The sequence below is a fragment of the Sphingobium sp. B7D2B genome, assembly GCF_025961895.1.
Classification (GTDB): Bacteria; Pseudomonadota; Alphaproteobacteria; order Sphingomonadales; family Sphingomonadaceae; genus Sphingobium.
Genome location: NZ_JAOQOM010000001.1, coordinates 2,551,634 through 2,568,146, shown reverse-complemented (window position 1 = coordinate 2,568,146; position 16,513 = coordinate 2,551,634). Strand labels below are relative to the sequence as shown.

Genomic DNA, 16,513 nt, shown 5'->3' with positions numbered 1-16,513 from the left:
AGTGCGCCAGAGATGAAGGACGGCATGATCCGTGTGGCGGGCGGGCAGTTCTGGATGGGGTCGGACGACCATTATCCCGATGAGGGCCCCGCGCATCCGGCCTCGGTCGATGCTTTCTGGATCGATGAAACGCCGGTCACCAATGCGCAGTTCGCGCGGTTCGTGGAAGCGACCGGCCATGTGACGGTGGCCGAAACGGTGCCCGATGCGGCCGATTATCCCGGTGCCGATCCCGCGATGCTGAAGGCCGGCTCATCCCTGTTCACGCCGCCGCCGACCCCCGTGCCGCTGCACGATCCAATGGGGTGGTGGACATTCTCGTTCGGGACAGACTGGCGCCACCCTTGGGGGCCGGAGAGTTCCATCGACGGGCTCGCGGATCATCCCGTTGTCCACATCGCCTGTGCCGATGCGGAGGCCTATGCGGCCTGGGCGGGCAAGCGGCTGCCGACGGAAGCGGAATGGGAATTCGCCGCGCGGGGCGGGCTGGATCGCAAGGCCTTCGCCTGGGGCGATGAACTGCACCCCGGCGGGGCCATGCTGGCTAACACCTGGCAGGGCGATTTCCCGCACCAGAATGATCTTTCGGACGGCTATCTGCGTACATCGCCGGTGCGCAGCTATGCGGCCAATGGCTATGGCCTCTGGGACATGATCGGCAATGTGTGGGAGTGGACGAGCGACTGGTATGTCGATCGGTACGACGCGCCGACCAAGCCCTGTTGCGCGCCGCATAATCCGCGGGGCGCCAGCGAGGATGCCAGCCGTGATCCCTATAGCGGCTTTCCCCGCCGCGTGCTCAAGGGCGGATCGCATCTGTGCGCCCCCAATTATTGCCAGCGCTATCGCCCCGCCGCGCGCTATCCGCAGACGGTGGATACCTCCACATCGCATATCGGGTTTCGCTGCGCCCGCGACGCGTGAGGATCGCCCGCTAGAGCTGAGCGTGGCAGGTGGCTGGCTTTAGAGCCCGCGTGCTTCCAGCGTTTCCAGCAGCATTCGCTCAAAGGATTCGCGGCGGGTGCGGCGGGCGGCGAGCAGCTTCTTGCTGTCCTGCTGACGGATGGCGTTCAGCAGTTCGCGCTTGTCCACCACCTTGCGCTCTTCGCTGTTCCGGCGCGGCAGCGGCAGGAGAGCGCGGTAGCGATCGGTCAATGCCCACAGGCGGATGGCCTCGCGCACGATGGTCTTCTTGGGGGAGAGGTTGAAAATCATCGTGTGGAATTCGCGATGCTCGTTCCACCAGCTCGTGCGGTCGCCTTCGTCGAGCAGCTCTTCGAGGCGCTGTTCGCGGCGTTCGAGTTCGGCAAGCTCTTCGGCGTCCGGCCAGTCGACGGATTTGAGCAATTCGTCCTCGACCAGATGGCGCAGGGCGAACAATTGCTCGGCCTCATCGCGGGAAAGCCGCGTGACGAAGAAGCCCCGGTTGGGGTCGTGCTCGATGATGCCTTCGGAACTGAGCAGCTTGAGCGCCTCGCGCACCGGCACGCGGCTGGCATTGAATTGCTCGGCCAGTTCGGTCTGCCCCAGCCGCATCCCGGGTGCCAGCGTGCCGCGGGCGATGAGCAGCCGCAGCTCATTGGCGATCTTGGCGGGAACTCCGCGTTCGGATTTCACTGTTTCCTGCATCATGGGCATTCCTGGTTGGCCGAAGAGCCAGCGGCCTTGAGATTATGGTCGTTCCGGGCATCCCTAGCGTGGTGTCTCACAAAAATGTAGACATTTTCACGCGCTAGGAATCCCGGCACGGTCGCGCGAGGCTTTTGGCCGACAAACACCCTCCACCCGCTTGACCGGAAATTCAGGATAGGTATACAAAAATGTATACCTATGATCTGATAACCAGCTGCGGGTGGGGATTTTGCGATGATTGTCGATTGTCATGGCCATGTGAGTGCGCCGGCGGAACTGTGGATCTACAAGTCGATGCTGCTCTCGCATCGCGGCGAGCACGGCAAGAAGTTCCCCGACCTCACGGATGAGGAAATTCTCGCCTACACCAACAAGAAGGAGATGGCGCCCTGCGGTCATCTCGATATGCTCGACCGGGTCGGCACCAATTACCAGCTGCTCAGCCCCCGCCCGTTCCAGATGATGCATTCGGAAAAGCCGGGCTTTCTGGTCCACTGGTTTACCGAAGCCACCAACAACATCATCGCGCGGCAGTGCCAGCTTCTGCCGGACCGCTTCGCGCCCATCTGCGGTCTGCCGCAAGCCGCCGGCGAGCCGATCGAGAACGTTCTGCCCGAGCTTGAGCGCTGTGTGAAAACGCTGGGCTTCAAGGGCTGCCTGCTCAACCCCGATCCCTATGAGAACAGCGGCACCGAGCCGCCGGCGATGGGCGACCGCTATTGGTATCCGCTGTACGAGAAGCTGTGTGAGCTGGACGTGCCGGCACACATCCACTCCGCCGGGTCGCGCAGCCGCCGCGCGCCGTACACGCTCAACTTCCTGCTGGAAGAGACGATGGCCGTCTATGGCCTGCTGGAAAGCGATGTGTTCAAGGACTTCCCCAGCCTCAAGATCGTCTGCAGCCATGGCGGCGGCGCGATCCCCTATCATATCGGCCGCTTCCGGGCGTCCGGACTGCGCAAGGGCGAGGAGTTCCTCGATAAGATGCGGCACATCTATTATGATACCGTGCTTTACTCGGAGGAAGCGCTGCGGCTGCTGATCAAGACCGTCGGCGCCGACAATTGCCTGTTCGGCGCGGAATGCCCCGGCGTCGGCTCTGCGGTCGACCCCGCGACCGGCAAGACGCTGGACGACATTGCCCCGTTCATCACCGGCTTCGACTGGCTGAGCCAGGCGGAGAAGGACCAGATCATGTTCGGCAACGCCGCGCGCCTTTTCAAGCTGGACTTGCCGCCAGCATGAGCGCGGGCGATCTCCATGTCGCGCGGCTGCGCCAGCTGGATGCCTGCGCGGTGTCGGACACGCTGGATAAGCTGGGTCTTGCCGGCTGCGTGACGGGCCTGCGCTCGGCCTCGCCGGGCCGCCGCATTGCCGGGCGCGTGCACACCGTGAAGCTCAAGGCCGGCAACGCGCCCGCCGATCGCCCGCCGGTGCATCTGGGCGCTGCGGCCATCGATGCCAGCGGCCCGGACGATGTGATCGTGGTCGAGCAGCGCACCGGCATCGATGCCGGCTGCTGGGGCGGCATCCTGTCGCGCGGCGCCCAGCATAAGGGCGTGGCTGGGGTGATCTGCGAAGGCCTGGCCCGCGATGTCGATGAAGCTCGCGAGATCGGCTTCCCGGTCTTCTGCCGAGGCTACACGGCCCGCACCGCGCGCAACCGCGTCTATGAGGACGCGACCGACGTGCCGGTCACCGTGGGCGACTTCACCGTCGAGCCCGGTTTCTACGTCATCTGCGATTCCAGCGCCGCCGTGTTCATCGCGCCGGATGACATCGCCCGCGTGCTCGATGCCGCGGAGGACATCGTCCGCCGCGAGGGCGAGATGACCCGCCGCCTCGCCACCGGCGAGAGCGCCAGCTTTGTGCTCGGCGCGAACTACGAATATATGCTCAAGGGCGACCATCAATGACCGACGACAGCAACGTCACCCGCGCCGCCGCGCTCGATACCGCCACCTTGAGCGACGCCCTCGATCGGCTCGGCATCGTCGGCCAGTGCTATAAGATCGCCGGCCGCGACCCCGATTTCCGCATGGCCGGCCGCGCCTACACCATGCTCTGCGGCCCCGCCTCGACGCCCCCCGGCACCGTCGGCGATTATATCGATGACGTGCCCCCCGGCCATGTCGTGGTGATCGACAATGGCGGCCGCGAGGATGCGACCATCTGGGGCGATATCCTCACCGAGATCGCGCATCGCCGCGGCCTTGCCGGCACGGTGATCGACGGCATCAGCCGCGATGTCTCACTCTGCCGCGCGCTGGGTTACCCCGTGTTCAGCAAGGGCCACTGGATGCGCACCGGCAAGGATCGGGTGCAGGTCGAGGTCACCAACTGCCCGGTCAACATCGGCGGCGCGCGCGTGGCGCCGGGCGACATCCTGCGTGGCGATCCGGATGGCGTCATCGTCATCCCGCAGGCGCATGAGGAGGCCGTCCTCGCCGCCGCCGAGGAAATCCACGCTGCCGAGGAGAGCATCCGCGCCGCCTGCCGCACCGGCATGCGCCTCGATGAGGCCCGCGCGCAGTTCAAATATCACAGCCTTCAGACACGCGTGCAGGGCTGAGTGTCGATTGGCCCTAGCGGCCGTGCTGGAAGACCTGCTCCAGCGCACCCTCGATCTTGGCGCGGGCCTGCATATAATCGGCGAGCAGCGCGTCGCGGTCCCGTGCGGCCAAGGCGTCGATCAGCTTGCGCTCTGGGCTCTCGCCCATCGTGCGGGGCATGAGCGAGCGATAGCGGTCGGTCAGCCGCCAGAGGCGGGTGGCTTCGCGCAGCAGGATGCGCTCGGGCGATAAAGCGAACAGGGCGAGGCGCAGATTTTCCAGCGCCAGCGCCCAATTGGTGAAATCGCTCACCTGATCCATGGCATCCAGCGCATCGAACTGGCGGCGGAATTCGGCGATCTGTGCGTCCGTCGGCCAGACCGCTGTGGCGAGCAGCTCGGCTTCCAGCCAGCGGCGCAGCTTGTAGAGCTGGCGGGCTTCCTCCAGCTCCAGCGGCGCCACGAAATAGCCCCTGTTATGGTCGTGGCGCAGGAAGCCTTCTGCCGCCAGCAGCTTGAGCGCCTCGCGGATGGGCACCTTGCTGCGCCCGAACCGGTCGGCAAGCTGGGTCTGCCCGAGATGTTCGCCCGGCAGCAACGTGCCCCGCACGATCAGCGCCCGCAGTTCATCCGCCACCACATTGGGCAGGGAGTCCCCCATGTCGATCTGCGTGGCCAAATAGATGCTCCTTGCGGCTGGTGGCAGTGCGCCATGGAAGAGGATTTTGGCGGGCGAGGCAATAGGCAGAGCGGGAGGCGGGGAGGGGGCTGCGATCAACTCTTGTGCGGGGAGACGGTGACGTGAATGGCGCCCTCGATCCCGCGCCCGGCCGTGGCGAGGATCGCCTCATGCACCTGCTCCAGCGGGAAATCGTGGCTGCACAGCTTTTCGGCTGGCCACTTGCCGCTGGCGAGAATGTCGAGCGCCATCTGCACCGCGCGATAGCTGTGGCCTCGCGGTGCGCGCACGGTGAGGTAGCGCTTCTTGATCTCGCCCAGCGGCACCGAAGCGCTAAGGCCATTGAGGCTGAGCCAGGCGCCCTTGGCCGACAGCGCCACCGCTTGCTCGGCGATCTTGCCATCGGGATCGCCGGTGGTATCCACCACCACATCCACGCCCATGCCGCCGGTCGCCCGCATGACCACCGCTGCAAGATCCTCCTGCTGCACGTCCACGGCGATGTCGGCGCCGAGGCTGAGCGAAAGGTCCAGCCGGGTGCGGTCGCGCGTCATGCCGGCGATGATGACGGTGAGCGCGCCCGCCTGCTTGGCGGCGAGCGCGCAACTGAGGCCCTGCTGGCCGGGGCCGAAGACCAGCACGGTCTTGCCCAGTCCCGCACCGCCATCCAGCACTGCCCATTGCACGCCATTGCCCAGCGGCACCGCGAGCGTCGCCAGCCGGGCATCCATGTCTGCCGGGATTTTGTGGATGACGGCATTGGGCGCGAGGTACATATATTCCGAGAAACCACCCCATAGATGCGGCGGAATGTCCGCATTGCAGGTGCCGTAGCGCAGGGTGTTGAACCGATCCTTCACGTTGAAGAAGTCGGCCTCCATGCACAGGCGGAAATCGCCCTGGCGACACCAGTGGCAATGCCAGCAGGGGAGATATTCGTGCAGGGCGATGCGATCGCCGGCGCGCAGGCCCCAGCGCTGCGCCGCAGCGTCGCCGATGCGGGCGACGGTGCCGACATTCTCATGCCCCATGATGCACGGCGCCGTGTTCTCACGCCGGTACATTTCGGGGTCACTGCCACCCACGCCCGAGGCCTCGACTTTCAGCAGCCCGTCATTGTCGCCAAGGGGAGGGAACAGAAATTCTCTGATTTCAGATCGTTCGATATCGATCTTCACGGCAGCACGAGACACGGATTCCATCATTCCCCTCCAATTCTCGTCGCGAAGGCCCGTTGCGCTCAGGCCTTGCCCCAGCTCTTGCCGTAAACGCGCATCGCCGTTCCGCCCAGGATCATCTCCTGCTGCGCGGCCGTAAGATTGCGCACGGCTGCGCGACCGAGCGCGGCCATATAGTCATAGCTGCCGGGCGATTGGGTGATGTCCGATCCCCAGATCATCCGCTCCGCGCCGAACAGATCGCACACGCGCTCGATGACGGGGCAAGGGTCGATCCCCGCCTTGTCCAGCCGCCCCAGCGGAATGGTCGTGAACTTGACGACGACATTGCCGAACTGCGCGATCGACCGCAGCCGATCATCGATGCCATGGTCCGGGCCGCCGGCATCGCTCTGAATGGAGCTGAGATGGTCGATGACGACTGTCAGGCCGGGCACCTCGCGCAATATCCGCTCCAGATGCGCCAGCCCGATGTCGCGGTTCCACGGGAAGAAATGGACGCAGACCGGCACGTCGAGCGTGGCGGCGGCTTGCCAGGCATCGCGCGCCACCGGGGAGTCGAGCCACGCGATGTCCGAACCCTTGATGAGTTCCATCAGCCGAATGCCGACGGCGCCATGCTCGCCAACCCAATATCGCACGGCCTCCCCACAATCGGCCTGCGTAGCGTCGATGGAGCAGACGGCGGCGAAGCGTTGCGGATAGCGCGCGGCGCTGTCGCAGACATAGCGACTGTCGAACCCGTAGATGGACCCACGCTGCACGAGCACGGCCCGCTCGACGCCGGACTTGTCCATCTCCTCCAGCAGCGTCTCGGCCGTCATGAGGTTGTCGAACGCCATTGGCGGCAGCAGGCCGCCCGGCGGTGCCGGCGGGTAGGTGGTCTTGTCATCGGAAACAAGATGGGCGTGGCAGTCGATCATGAGCGAAATTGCACCCGTCAGTGAGACGAGGGACCGGCGCCGTGCGCCGCCGCATCCTGATCAGGCCGCGGCATCCGAGCGCGTTCGACAATGCGCAAAGCCGACGATTGAAGCCTGTCCAAGACCATTCCCCCCTTGAAAGCCGCCAGCGGGTCTGTCGCCCGCTGACGATCGACCGTTCTTGCTCAGGCGAACGCGTTGAGCGCGCGCAGCTTTTCTTCATAAGCCGCGCGTTCGTCAGGCGGCAGGAAGTGGCGGAAGTGCGGCCCCTTGGACATCGCCGGAAGCCCGTCGGCAATGCGCTGCCAGCTCTGCGCCTCGTCCCGGCTTGCGTAGAGTTCCCCGCAGGCGGAGCCGGCGAAGAGCTCCACGCCGCCCTCGGCAGAATCGTGCATCGCCGCGACTTCCAGATTGCCTGCGATCGGATCGGCCATGCCGATCATGCTGGTCCGCCAGGTCTTGCCATGGTCCGTGCTGATCATGAACTTGGGATAGGCCGTGCCTTCCGCGCCCCAATTGGGATTGGGGTTCATGCCGGCGCCGACCATGAACATCAGTTCCTTGCGCGGATGCACGAACAGCGGGTCCGGATAGGCGCAGGGGTGGCTGGTGTCGGTGAGGCGCTCCCAGGTCTCGCCCCGGTCCGCCGTGTGATACAGGCCGATGCCGGTGGTGAGGAAAATCTCGGCGGCGTTGTCGCGATAGAAGGTCACCCGGTGCTGGTCGCGGCGGAACTTGTCGTCCGGGCGCTCCATGGAGTTGAGCGACGTCCAGCTTTCCCCGCCATCTTCGGTGCGCAGCAGGTCGCCCTGCTCCACGCAGATGTAGATCGTGTCCGGCTCGGACGGATGGGCTGCGATATGCTTAACATGGGGCTGGGAGCGAGGGAAGAACCAGTGCTCGGTGCCCTCGACCTGCGTGCAGCCGGGATAAGCGGTCCAGCTCTGCCCCAGATCGAAGCTGCGGTAGAACATCACGGGTTCGGTCCCGACATTGAGGATCGTCCGGTCGCCGTCGTGCTGCACGAGCAGGCTGTAGACATGGCCGGATTGCAGGCCGTTGTTGCGCGCTTCCCAGCTCTTGCCATGGTCAGAACTGACCATCAGGCCGCCCTCATAATGCAGGCCGGCGAACAGCATGTCCGTCACCTCGTCATAGACGAGCGCGCTGACATGATGGCCGGGGAGCAGCATATCGGGCTGCCGGGTCCAAGGCGCATCAAGATTGTCCCGGCGAAAATCCACCACGCCGTCCGCGGTGGCGATCAGCATCCGGTTTGCGGCGCTTTGGCTGGCGGAGCTCGTCTTTCCGTTCGCGGAAATGCAGATGATCGTGGATTTGGCAGCCTCTGCCATGGGATGTGCTCCAGCAATAGAATATATCGTTTTGTATAACAATATATTCCAGTCTTCAAGCCTTGCGCCGGAAGAATATTCTGCCGGCATTGCCACCGAAGATTGCCGCGACGCTGGCGGGGCGGTGCTGCTCGAACACATCGCGCGTCCAGCCGAGCGCATTGGCATAGCCCTCGCGCGAGGAGACGACGGGGAAGTCGCTGCCCCACATCAGCCGGTCTGGCCCGAAGGCATCGAGCAGCTCGATCAGCGGTGCGCCGCCCGCCGGGTCGAGCACAGGCCCGGATGCAGGCAGAGGCTGACCGACGGGTCGGGCAATCAACTGCCCCAGCGCGGGGATCTTGACCGTGATATTAGGGAAGCGCGCGAGCGCGAGCAGTGCCGTCCAGGTCTCGGGCTTTCGGTCGCAGTCGGGTCTGACCCATCCCGCCAGATGCTCCAGCACGATGGGCAAGGTCGGGACGCTGCTGACGAGATCGGCGAACGCGGGCGATACAAACTGCGCGCTCGGCCCGCCGCAACTAATGACGAGGCCGTGCCGCTCCGCTGCGCGCCAGATGGCCAGCGGGTCGTCACCCGGGCTGCGGGCATCAGGACGTAAGCGCAGGCCAGCCATGCCGTCATCAGCTAGCGCACCGAGCTGGTTCGCCGCGTCAGGCGCAGCCGGATCGATGGCGCCGACGCTGACGAAGCGATCCGGATAGCGCGCAACGCAATCGCGCTGATAGCGATTGTCGAATTGTCCCAGGATCTGCGTCAGCACCGCCTGCGCGACATTGTGGCGGTCCATCTGGAAGAGCAGGGTTTCGACCGGCTCGAACCACAGGGGCGAGACGTGGCAATGGGCGTCAATCAGGAGCACGGCATATCCTCACAGGCTGTCATCGCCGGGGGTTGGCCGATATCGTTAGCGTAAAATGTTAGGCGATTCTAGCCGTCGGCTTAGTCCTCATCCCGCACGGCGAGTTGGCTCAAATGGCGCGGGATGCGCCGGCGCATGAGCAGGGTCGCGACGAGCCCGATCAGCGCCACGGCCAGCATGGCGCCCCGATACTCCATCAGCCCCGGCTCTGGATGGCCGGCAAATTGCGTCAGGAGGCCGAGCAGCAGCGCCGTGAGCGAGACCGCCAGCGCCGCGAACAATTGCATGGAAATGCTGGCGAGCACATTGCCCTGCGTCATCGTGTCCTTGTCCAGACTGACATAGGTCAGCGAGGTCATGCCGGTGAACAGCACCGAGCGGGCCAGCCCGGCGACGAGCAGCGCCACGAAGATCAGGGCAGCGAGCCAGGGGCCTTGATCGGCCAGGGCGACCACGGCGATCGCGGCCAGCCCTGCGAAGCTCGAAAGCATCACCGGTCCCGAGAAGCCGAAGCGGTCGAACAGGGGGCGAATGAACAGCTTGGCAAGCAGATCGCCGCCATTGAGCGCCATGAGCATGACGCCGGCCAGAATGGGCGTGAAGCCATAGGCCATCTGGAACATGAGCGGCAGGCCGAAGAGCATCGCGCGCGCCGGGATGCGGACGATGGCGCCCGCGCCGATCACCGTCGTCCGGAAGCTCGGATCCTTGAGGGCATCGAGCTTCAGCACCGGGTCCGGATGGGTGCGAATATGCTTCAGTCCGGCAAGGCACAGGACCGTGCCGACCGCGAGCAACATCCAGGGCAATGGGCGACCGACGCCGCTGGCCAGCCGGTCGAACCCGGTGAGCAGGCAGACGAGCGATCCGCCGAGCAGCGCGGCGCCGACCATGTCCAGTCGTCTGGAGGCGTCGGGCGGGCTGGCCGGAATGGTGCGCCATGCTGCGAGCAGCAGAGCAATGGTGACGGGGATGTTCAGCAGAAAGATGAACTCCCAGCGCGCATATTGCACGATGAACCCGCCAATCGATGGGCCGAGCGTCGGCGCGATGAGCATGGGCATCGCCACGATCGCCATGGCATCCACCAACTCCTCCTTGCTGGTCTGCCGTAACAGCAGCAGCCGGGCGACGGGGGTCATCAGGGAGGCCGTCGCCCCCTGCAGGGCGCGCGCGGCAATGAACGGCCAGAAGGAGGGGGCGGCGGCACAGCAGATGGAGAAGAAGGCAAAGCCCGCCGTCGCGATCATGAACACGGTCTTCGGGCCAAAGCGCTCGGCCGCCCATCCGCTGATCGGCAGCAGCGCAATCTGCATGGTGAGGTAGATGGTGATGGCGAGGCTGAGTTCGATGGCAGGCAGGCCAAAGTCGGTGGAAATCTCCGGGATCGCGACTGCCAGCACGGACGCATCGAGTTGGACCATGAACATGGCGGTCGACGCAATGAGGATCGCGCCGCGACTCTTCAGGGACAGAAACCGCTTCAAGCCAGGTCTGTCCGCTCGCGCAGTGGCCGGCTAGCCGACGGCGTCTTCGTCTGTTTCTTGCGGAATGAACTCATGGGGGCGTTGCCGTGCGGCGGCCTTTCGGCTGAGGTACAGGGTGATCAATATGCCCATAATGCCGAAGAGCGCGCCGACCATCTCAAAATTCGTCATTTCGAGCGGATTGAGACTCATCATGTCGACTTGGCCGTCGAGTTTGAAGCTGAAGTTCGCCATTCGCCTGTCGATCCCTGCCTAAAGTGCCCGCATCAGCCGGGACGGCCGCTTCCAGATCGGCTGCGGCGCGGTCTTCGCCTTGAGCAGAGGCAGGAAGTAATTGGCATAAGCCGCGAGCAAGATGAGGTGCATGACCAGATTGCGCGTCACCGAGAGCTGGATGTGGGGCAGGGGCACCCACGGCACATTGGTGAGGAAGATCATCAGCGTCACCGGCATCAGAAGCGTCAGCGCAAGCGGCACGAAGCGATTGAGCAGCAGGCAGGCGCCGGCGGTCAGCTCGATGATCTTGGCATAGGTGAACAGGTTGAGATCGGTGGCGGCGAGCACGAACTCATTGCCGGCCGCCGCGCCCATTTTGGGCTGGGGCCAGAAGAGGATGAAGTAGTTGAGGCCGGAGACGAGGTTGAAGCCGCCGAGATAATAGCGGCAGAAGACGACACCGTATTTTTCGATCACGCCCCTCATGCCGCGTCCTCCCCTGATATCGGTCAGCCCCTCGTGACTCACTTCCCCTTGGGAATGGCGAAAGCCCCGGCCTTGAGTCCGGCGGCGGCGCGGCCATAGCCGGTCATCGCCCGATCCCAGGTGAAGGCGAAGTGCTGCGCGCCGGAGTTCATGTCGCGGAACAGGCGCTGCATGGCGCTGCCATCATAGATGGCGCTGCCGCCCGATGCCTCGAAGATCCGGTTCGCGGCATGGCGCGCGCGCTGCACGCCCCACGCCCAGTTGCGCGAGATTTGCGCGCCCAGAAGCGGCGTGATTTCCGCGGGATCGCGGGCCTCATCCACCATGCGGGCGTCCTCCAAGATCAGCGCGAGGGCAGCGTCGACCTCGGCGCCAATCTCCGCGATACGCGCGAAGGTGGCGGATTGCTCGGCGACTTCCAGCGGCTCGGCGCCGTCCAAGCGTTTGCCGATATCCGCCGCAAAGCGCTGCACCATGCCCCGCGCCATGCCGAGCGGCGCGCCGACGATGGAGAAGGGCGCAATGTTGGAGAAAGGCATGCGGTAGACTGCACCCTCATGCACGCGCGCACCTGGGGTGGAACCAGCCAGCATGTCGGCCAGGCTGCAACTGCGATGGGCGGGGATGAAGGCGCTGTCGATCTTGATCGAGCGGCTGCCGGTCGCGCGCATGCCCATGGTGAACCAGTCGTCGACGATTTCGATCTCGGACTTGGGCAGGACGAAGAAGCGCGGCTCCATGCGGCCATCGGCCTTCTTGACGGCGTTGCCGATGATCACCCAGCTCGCATAATCGATGCCGGAGCAGAAGCGCCCGGCGCCACCGGTCAGCCGGTAGCCGCCATTTTCCTCCACGACCTCGCCACCGAGACGGAAGACGGTGCCGATGAGCGTGGTGGGATCGTCCATCACCTCGCGCTGCGCCTGCTCGGGGAACAGGTTGATGAGCCAGCTATGCCCGGCCAGTACGCCGAAAATCCACGCCGCCGAGCCTGACATAGTGCCGATCTCCGCCGTGACGCGCACGAGATCGGCAAAGCCCAGCTCCGATCCGCCAAGGTTGCGCGGCATGACGATTCCGAACAGGCCCGTCTGGCGAATGGCATCGACCACATGCGGGGAGAGGCGCCGAGCGCTCTCCGACTCGGCATCCGCCGCCGCGATTTGCGGGAGCAGCGCCCGAATGCGCGCAATCGCATCCGCACTGGATTCGACGACCGGGTAACGGCCCGCAATATCCAACGTCGCAACGTCCGCGTTTGCCTGGCTCGCCATGTTCGTCATCCTTCCTCCATTGCGTTCATCTTCGGGGCTTCCGTCGGCTCATTGAGCGCCGCAGCTCCTTCTGCCCGCGATTGACCCACGATGCAGGATTGTTATACAAACAGGTATCCGATAATGAGGCGGACATCAACACCCCACGTTGCCCGTCCGTGCAACGACCACAAAAGAGCATCGGCAGGAGAGCAGAGCATGGCAGAGATCGTTCTTGGTATCGGCACGAGCCATGGCCCGATGCTGGTCACCGAAACCGAGAGCTGGGGCCTGCGCGTGCCTGCCGACAAGGCCAACAAGCATGCGTGGAAGGGCGGCACCTGGACCTTCGATGAGCTAGTGGAAGCACGGGCCGGGGAGCGGCTCGGCGAGCAGACCGTCAAATCCGTGTGGGACGAGCGGCAGGCGCGCTGCCAGCAGAATATCGAGGCGCTGGCCGACCTGTTCGAGGAGGCGCGGGTGGATGTGGCCGTGATCGTCGGCAACGATCAGGACGAGATCTTTCGCAAGACGCTCAACCCTGCCTTCGCGGTGCATTATGGCGACACAATCACCAATTACGAGTTCACACCGGAGCGGCTGAGTGAACTGCCGCCGGGCATTGCGCCATCGCTCAAGGGCTATATTCCCGCTGGCGGCGCGGATTATCCCGGCTGCCCGGACCTGGCGCTCAAGATCATCGAGCAGGCAATGGCGGACGAGTTCGACGTCGCGGCAATGTCTGCCATGCCGCGCCCGGAGGCGCCCCACGCCTGGGGGTTCGTCTATCGCCGCATCATGCGCGACCGGCCCTGCCCGAGCGTGATGGTGACGGTGAACACCTTCTTCCCACCCAACCAGCCGAGCGTCCAGCGCTGCTACAAGTTCGGCCAGTCCCTGCTGGAAGCGATCCGCGGTTGGGACAGCGACAAGCGCGTCGCGCTGATCGCCAGTGGCGGTCTGACCCATTTCGTCATTGACGAAACGGTGGACAAGCCGTTTCTCAACGCACTGGAAAGCAAGGATTTCGATCCGGTCTTCAACATGGGCGAAGAGACGTTCCGCGATGGCACGTCCGAGATGAAGAACTGGGTACCGGTGGCTGGCGCGATGGCGCAGCTTGGGCTGGAGGGCCATGTGCTCGATTATGTGCCTTGCTATCGCAGCGAGGCCGGGACGGGCAATGCGATGGGGTTCGTTTACTGGAAGTAATCCCGGGCGAGGGTGGCAGACGCCGCCCGCCTAGCCTCAGTGCGTCCAGTCGAGCGTCAGGCTCTGGAAATGCCAGCGCAATTGCGCGGGCGTCGCGCCATCCACATCATTGACCCGCCGCAGCACGGCTTCGCCTTCCATGCGCACTGGTCGCCCATCGCGATCCTTGCCGGTGATCGTGACGGGGGCCGTGTAGTAGCTGGAGCCCGCCGCCCCCTCCATCGTGCCGTCCGGCATTGCGACCATGATATTGGAGAGGTCGGCAAAGAGTGCCGCGAACGCGCTCTTACTCCACTTTTCCTTGTCTGCCGGCGCGAGCAACGCCCAGGCCTGATCAAACGCGCGTTGCTCGACTGCGCGCGCGAAGGAGATCAGCACGTTGCGCGCGCCTTTCACGGTACGTTCCGCTTCCGGTGTCAGCACCGGCGGGGTGAAGTCGGGCGCGGCGGCGCGGTTGCTGGCCGCACCTGCTTCGTCGGCGGCCGGAGGCTCGGTTGGACCTTCCGCGTTGATCGCTGCCGGACTGGCCGCGTTGGACGGATCGAGGGTCTGATTTTCTCCCCTCGGCGCCCCGCCGCAGGCAGCGAGCGAGAAGGCGGGAATCAGCAGAATGAGTTTAGCGCTGTTCATGGCCAAAGAACCCGCAAGGCCAGCCGGCCGTTCCCGGCCTGACGGTGCGGCGTTCTACCGCAGCAACGCCTCGCGCAGCACTTCCGCCGCCTCCCGGGGGCGGTCTTCCATGCCGACCAGATCATGGGCGCGGTGGACCAGATCGCGCAGATGATGAAGCTGCTCGGAATCATAATGCGTGTCGCCGCCGGCCTTGAGGGCAATGTCGATCAGCCGCCAGAGTTCGTCCAGCTCGCTCTCGCGGTAGATGCATTGTTCGGCGCCGCTGCTGCGCTGTAGCCGGTCGGCCAGCGTCTGGATCGTCAGGTCCGAGAAGTTCTCCACCGGCAGAATATCGTCCAGGTCCACGCAGTATCTCCAGTTCAGTGCGGCGGCTGCTCCGCCTTATCGGGCCGGCGCGCATGCCGGCAACTTTTGGGTAGTGACTTTTCGGGCGAGCCACGATATTTATATCTTATTGTCTAACAATGTCAGGTGCGTCAAATGCTCTCTCACGAAGATAACGAGCTGCTTTGCAGGATCGGTCCCGGCACGCCGATGGGCGAGTTGATGCGCCGCTTCTGGATGCCGGCCCTGCTGACTCAGGAGTTGCAGGCAGACGGCAAGCCGGTGCGCATCAAGCTGCTCGGCGAAGAGCTGGTCGCCTTCATGGACAGCGAGGGGCGGATCGGCTTGCTGGACGAGCATTGTCCGCATCGCGGCAGCTCGCTGGCGCTGGGCGTGAACGGCGAGTGCGGCCTGCGCTGCCTGTTTCATGGCTGGAAGTTCGATGTGACCGGTCAGTGCGTGGACACGCCGGCCGAGCCGGAAAATTCCAAGCTGGCCAAGGCAATGCGGGTCAAGGCCTATCCCACGCGCGTCGCGGGCGGAATGGTGTGGACCTATATGGGGCCGAAGGAGAAGGAGCCGGTGTTCCCGCACTTCCCCTGGTTCGATATGCCGCCGGGCAGCTGCGAGGCCTTCAAGGTCATCTACGAGTGCAACTACGCGCAAGCGCTGGAAGGCGCGGTCGACAGCTCGCACGCGGGCATCCTGCACCGTGACAGCGCCTGGGATCAGCCGGCGAAATGGCCGCACGAGAAGGATCTGCGGCCCAAGCTCGAGATCGAGTATACCCGCTACGGCATGCGCTATTGCGCCGTCCGCAACGATGGCGAGCAGAAGCAGGGCCGCATGACGCAGGTGCCGCTGCCCTTCTACACCTTCATTCCGCCCGATGGTCCCAAGGCGCCGGAATTCCGCCGCAATCGCCGGCTGGTCAATGCGTTCGTGCCGCGTGACGACTACACGACCTGGCACATCCAGTTCTTCTACGATCCCGGCCAGACCATCGACCGCGAGCACCGCTTGGGCGAGGCGAACACGCCGCATGACGAACAGTTCTTCAAGACCAACGGCATGTCGGTCTGGTACAATCAGGACCGTGAGATGATGCGGACGCAGAACATGTCCGGCATCATCGGCGTCGCCCTGCAGGATCATGCCGTGAGCGAGACGATGGGCAAGATCGCCGACCGCTCGAAAGAGCATCTCGGGCGCTCGGACATGGCTGTCGTGGCATTCCGGCGCATGATGCTGAAGGCGGCGCGGCGGCTGGCAGAGACCGGCGAGATGCCCGAGGCTGATCAGGGCCAGTTCGACTGGGGCCAGATCACGGCCGAGACGTTCAACTTCGAGCCGACGCAGAAGTGGCAGGATATCCAGCCGCTCGGCGATGATCTCCAGCCGGTGGGCGCAGCAGCTTGATGGCGCATTTTCTGGTCGAGTATCGCGAGCTTGGCGCTGCCGAGCTTCGCGAGGCCAAGCGGCCCGAGCATATCGCCTATCGCAAGGGGTTCGGGCCAGCCATGCCGCTGACCGGCCCCTTGCTGGACGAGGATGACCGCCCCATCGGCAGCGTCGTCATCATTGAGGCGGCCGATCTCGACGCCGCGCAGGCGGCGGCGCAGGCCGACCCCTATGTCGCGGCGGGCGTGCTGGAACTGGTCTCGGTCCGGCGGTTCCGGATTGCCGCGATGAAGCCGCCTACGGCCTAGCCGGCGACAGGCC

Annotated in this window: 19 protein-coding genes; 7 read left to right on the top strand and 12 right to left on the bottom strand. The window is 64.8% G+C overall.

What is annotated here, in order from left to right; genetic code table 11:
* Nucleotides 1-24: 24 nt before the first annotated feature.
* Nucleotides 25-924, top strand: a complete 900-nt coding sequence (locus tag M2341_RS11910; protein WP_264586037.1) for a formylglycine-generating enzyme family protein — start codon at nucleotides 25-27, stop codon at nucleotides 922-924.
* Between the two features lie 39 nt (nucleotides 925-963).
* Here M2341_RS11910 and M2341_RS11905 read toward each other — a convergent pair whose 3' ends face one another.
* Complete coding sequence (locus M2341_RS11905) at nucleotides 964-1,632, bottom strand: GntR family transcriptional regulator (protein ID WP_181560131.1); 669 nt, start codon at nucleotides 1,630-1,632, stop codon at nucleotides 964-966.
* A 234-nt stretch (nucleotides 1,633-1,866) separates the two neighbouring features.
* On the opposite strand from M2341_RS11905, the gene M2341_RS11900 reads away from it, so the two are divergent.
* The 3 genes from M2341_RS11900 to M2341_RS11890 are packed head-to-tail and all read left to right on the top strand — an operon-like array spanning nucleotide 1,867 to nucleotide 4,204.
* Nucleotides 1,867-2,877 (top strand): amidohydrolase family protein, encoded by a 1,011-nt coding sequence (locus M2341_RS11900; protein WP_264585381.1) that lies wholly within the window; start codon nucleotides 1,867-1,869, stop codon nucleotides 2,875-2,877.
* Nucleotides 2,874-3,548, top strand: a complete 675-nt coding sequence (locus tag M2341_RS11895) for an RraA family protein (RefSeq protein ID WP_264585380.1) — start codon at nucleotides 2,874-2,876, stop codon at nucleotides 3,546-3,548. Before M2341_RS11900 ends, M2341_RS11895 begins: the two co-directional genes overlap by 4 nt.
* Complete coding sequence (locus M2341_RS11890; protein ID WP_264578543.1) at nucleotides 3,545-4,204, top strand: RraA family protein; 660 nt, start codon at nucleotides 3,545-3,547, stop codon at nucleotides 4,202-4,204. Before M2341_RS11895 ends, M2341_RS11890 begins: the two co-directional genes overlap by 4 nt.
* Before the next feature lie 13 nt (nucleotides 4,205-4,217).
* Here the strand turns inward: M2341_RS11890 and M2341_RS11885 are convergent, their stop codons facing one another.
* The 9 genes from M2341_RS11885 to M2341_RS11845 form a co-directional block, all read right to left on the bottom strand.
* Complete coding sequence (locus tag M2341_RS11885; protein WP_220128545.1) at nucleotides 4,218-4,862, bottom strand: GntR family transcriptional regulator; 645 nt, start codon at nucleotides 4,860-4,862, stop codon at nucleotides 4,218-4,220.
* Between the two features lie 95 nt (nucleotides 4,863-4,957).
* A complete protein-coding gene (locus M2341_RS11880) occupies nucleotides 4,958-6,064 on the bottom strand; it encodes a zinc-dependent alcohol dehydrogenase (RefSeq protein WP_264586036.1) in 1,107 nt (368 codons plus the stop codon).
* A 38-nt stretch (nucleotides 6,065-6,102) separates the two neighbouring features.
* A complete protein-coding gene (locus M2341_RS11875) occupies nucleotides 6,103-6,963 on the bottom strand; it encodes an amidohydrolase family protein (RefSeq protein WP_264585379.1) in 861 nt (286 codons plus the stop codon).
* Nucleotides 6,964-7,148: 185 nt separating this feature from the next.
* A complete protein-coding gene (locus M2341_RS11870; RefSeq protein WP_264585378.1) occupies nucleotides 7,149-8,318 on the bottom strand; it encodes a WD40/YVTN/BNR-like repeat-containing protein in 1,170 nt (389 codons plus the stop codon).
* A gap of 55 nt (nucleotides 8,319-8,373) precedes the next feature.
* Nucleotides 8,374-9,180, bottom strand: a complete 807-nt coding sequence (locus tag M2341_RS11865) for an amidohydrolase family protein (protein WP_264575458.1) — start codon at nucleotides 9,178-9,180, stop codon at nucleotides 8,374-8,376.
* A gap of 80 nt (nucleotides 9,181-9,260) precedes the next feature.
* The gene (locus M2341_RS11860) at nucleotides 9,261-10,667 is read right to left on the bottom strand and encodes an MFS transporter (protein WP_264585377.1); all 1,407 of its coding nucleotides are present in this window, start codon (nucleotides 10,665-10,667) and stop codon (nucleotides 9,261-9,263) included.
* Between the two features lie 30 nt (nucleotides 10,668-10,697).
* Nucleotides 10,698-10,901, bottom strand: a complete 204-nt coding sequence (locus M2341_RS11855; protein ID WP_264585376.1) for a hypothetical protein — start codon at nucleotides 10,899-10,901, stop codon at nucleotides 10,698-10,700.
* 18 nt (nucleotides 10,902-10,919) lie between these two features.
* Entirely contained in the window at nucleotides 10,920-11,369 is a 450-nt protein-coding gene (locus tag M2341_RS11850) for a hypothetical protein (protein ID WP_264585375.1), read from the bottom strand.
* Nucleotides 11,370-11,407: 38 nt separating this feature from the next.
* The gene (locus M2341_RS11845; protein ID WP_264585374.1) at nucleotides 11,408-12,643 is read right to left on the bottom strand and encodes an acyl-CoA dehydrogenase family protein; all 1,236 of its coding nucleotides are present in this window, start codon (nucleotides 12,641-12,643) and stop codon (nucleotides 11,408-11,410) included.
* A 198-nt stretch (nucleotides 12,644-12,841) separates the two neighbouring features.
* Here M2341_RS11845 and M2341_RS11840 point away from each other — a divergent pair, with 198 nt between their 5' ends.
* A complete protein-coding gene (locus M2341_RS11840) occupies nucleotides 12,842-13,834 on the top strand; it encodes a protocatechuate 3,4-dioxygenase (RefSeq protein WP_264585373.1) in 993 nt (330 codons plus the stop codon).
* Between the two features lie 36 nt (nucleotides 13,835-13,870).
* Here the strand turns inward: M2341_RS11840 and M2341_RS11835 are convergent, their stop codons facing one another.
* The gene (locus M2341_RS11835) at nucleotides 13,871-14,464 is read right to left on the bottom strand and encodes a hypothetical protein (protein ID WP_264585372.1); all 594 of its coding nucleotides are present in this window, start codon (nucleotides 14,462-14,464) and stop codon (nucleotides 13,871-13,873) included.
* A gap of 54 nt (nucleotides 14,465-14,518) precedes the next feature.
* On the bottom strand, nucleotides 14,519-14,812 hold the full coding sequence (locus M2341_RS11830; RefSeq protein ID WP_181560119.1) for a hypothetical protein: 294 nt from the start codon (nucleotides 14,810-14,812) through the stop codon (nucleotides 14,519-14,521).
* A 135-nt stretch (nucleotides 14,813-14,947) separates the two neighbouring features.
* On the opposite strand from M2341_RS11830, the gene M2341_RS11825 reads away from it, so the two are divergent.
* Nucleotides 14,948-16,210, top strand: a complete 1,263-nt coding sequence (locus M2341_RS11825) for an aromatic ring-hydroxylating dioxygenase subunit alpha (RefSeq protein ID WP_264585371.1) — start codon at nucleotides 14,948-14,950, stop codon at nucleotides 16,208-16,210.
* Nucleotides 16,210-16,500, top strand: coding sequence for a YciI family protein (locus tag M2341_RS11820; protein WP_264585370.1), 291 nt, complete (start codon nucleotides 16,210-16,212; stop codon nucleotides 16,498-16,500). Before M2341_RS11825 ends, M2341_RS11820 begins: the two co-directional genes overlap by 1 nt.
* Nucleotides 16,501-16,513: the final 13 nt, after the last annotated feature.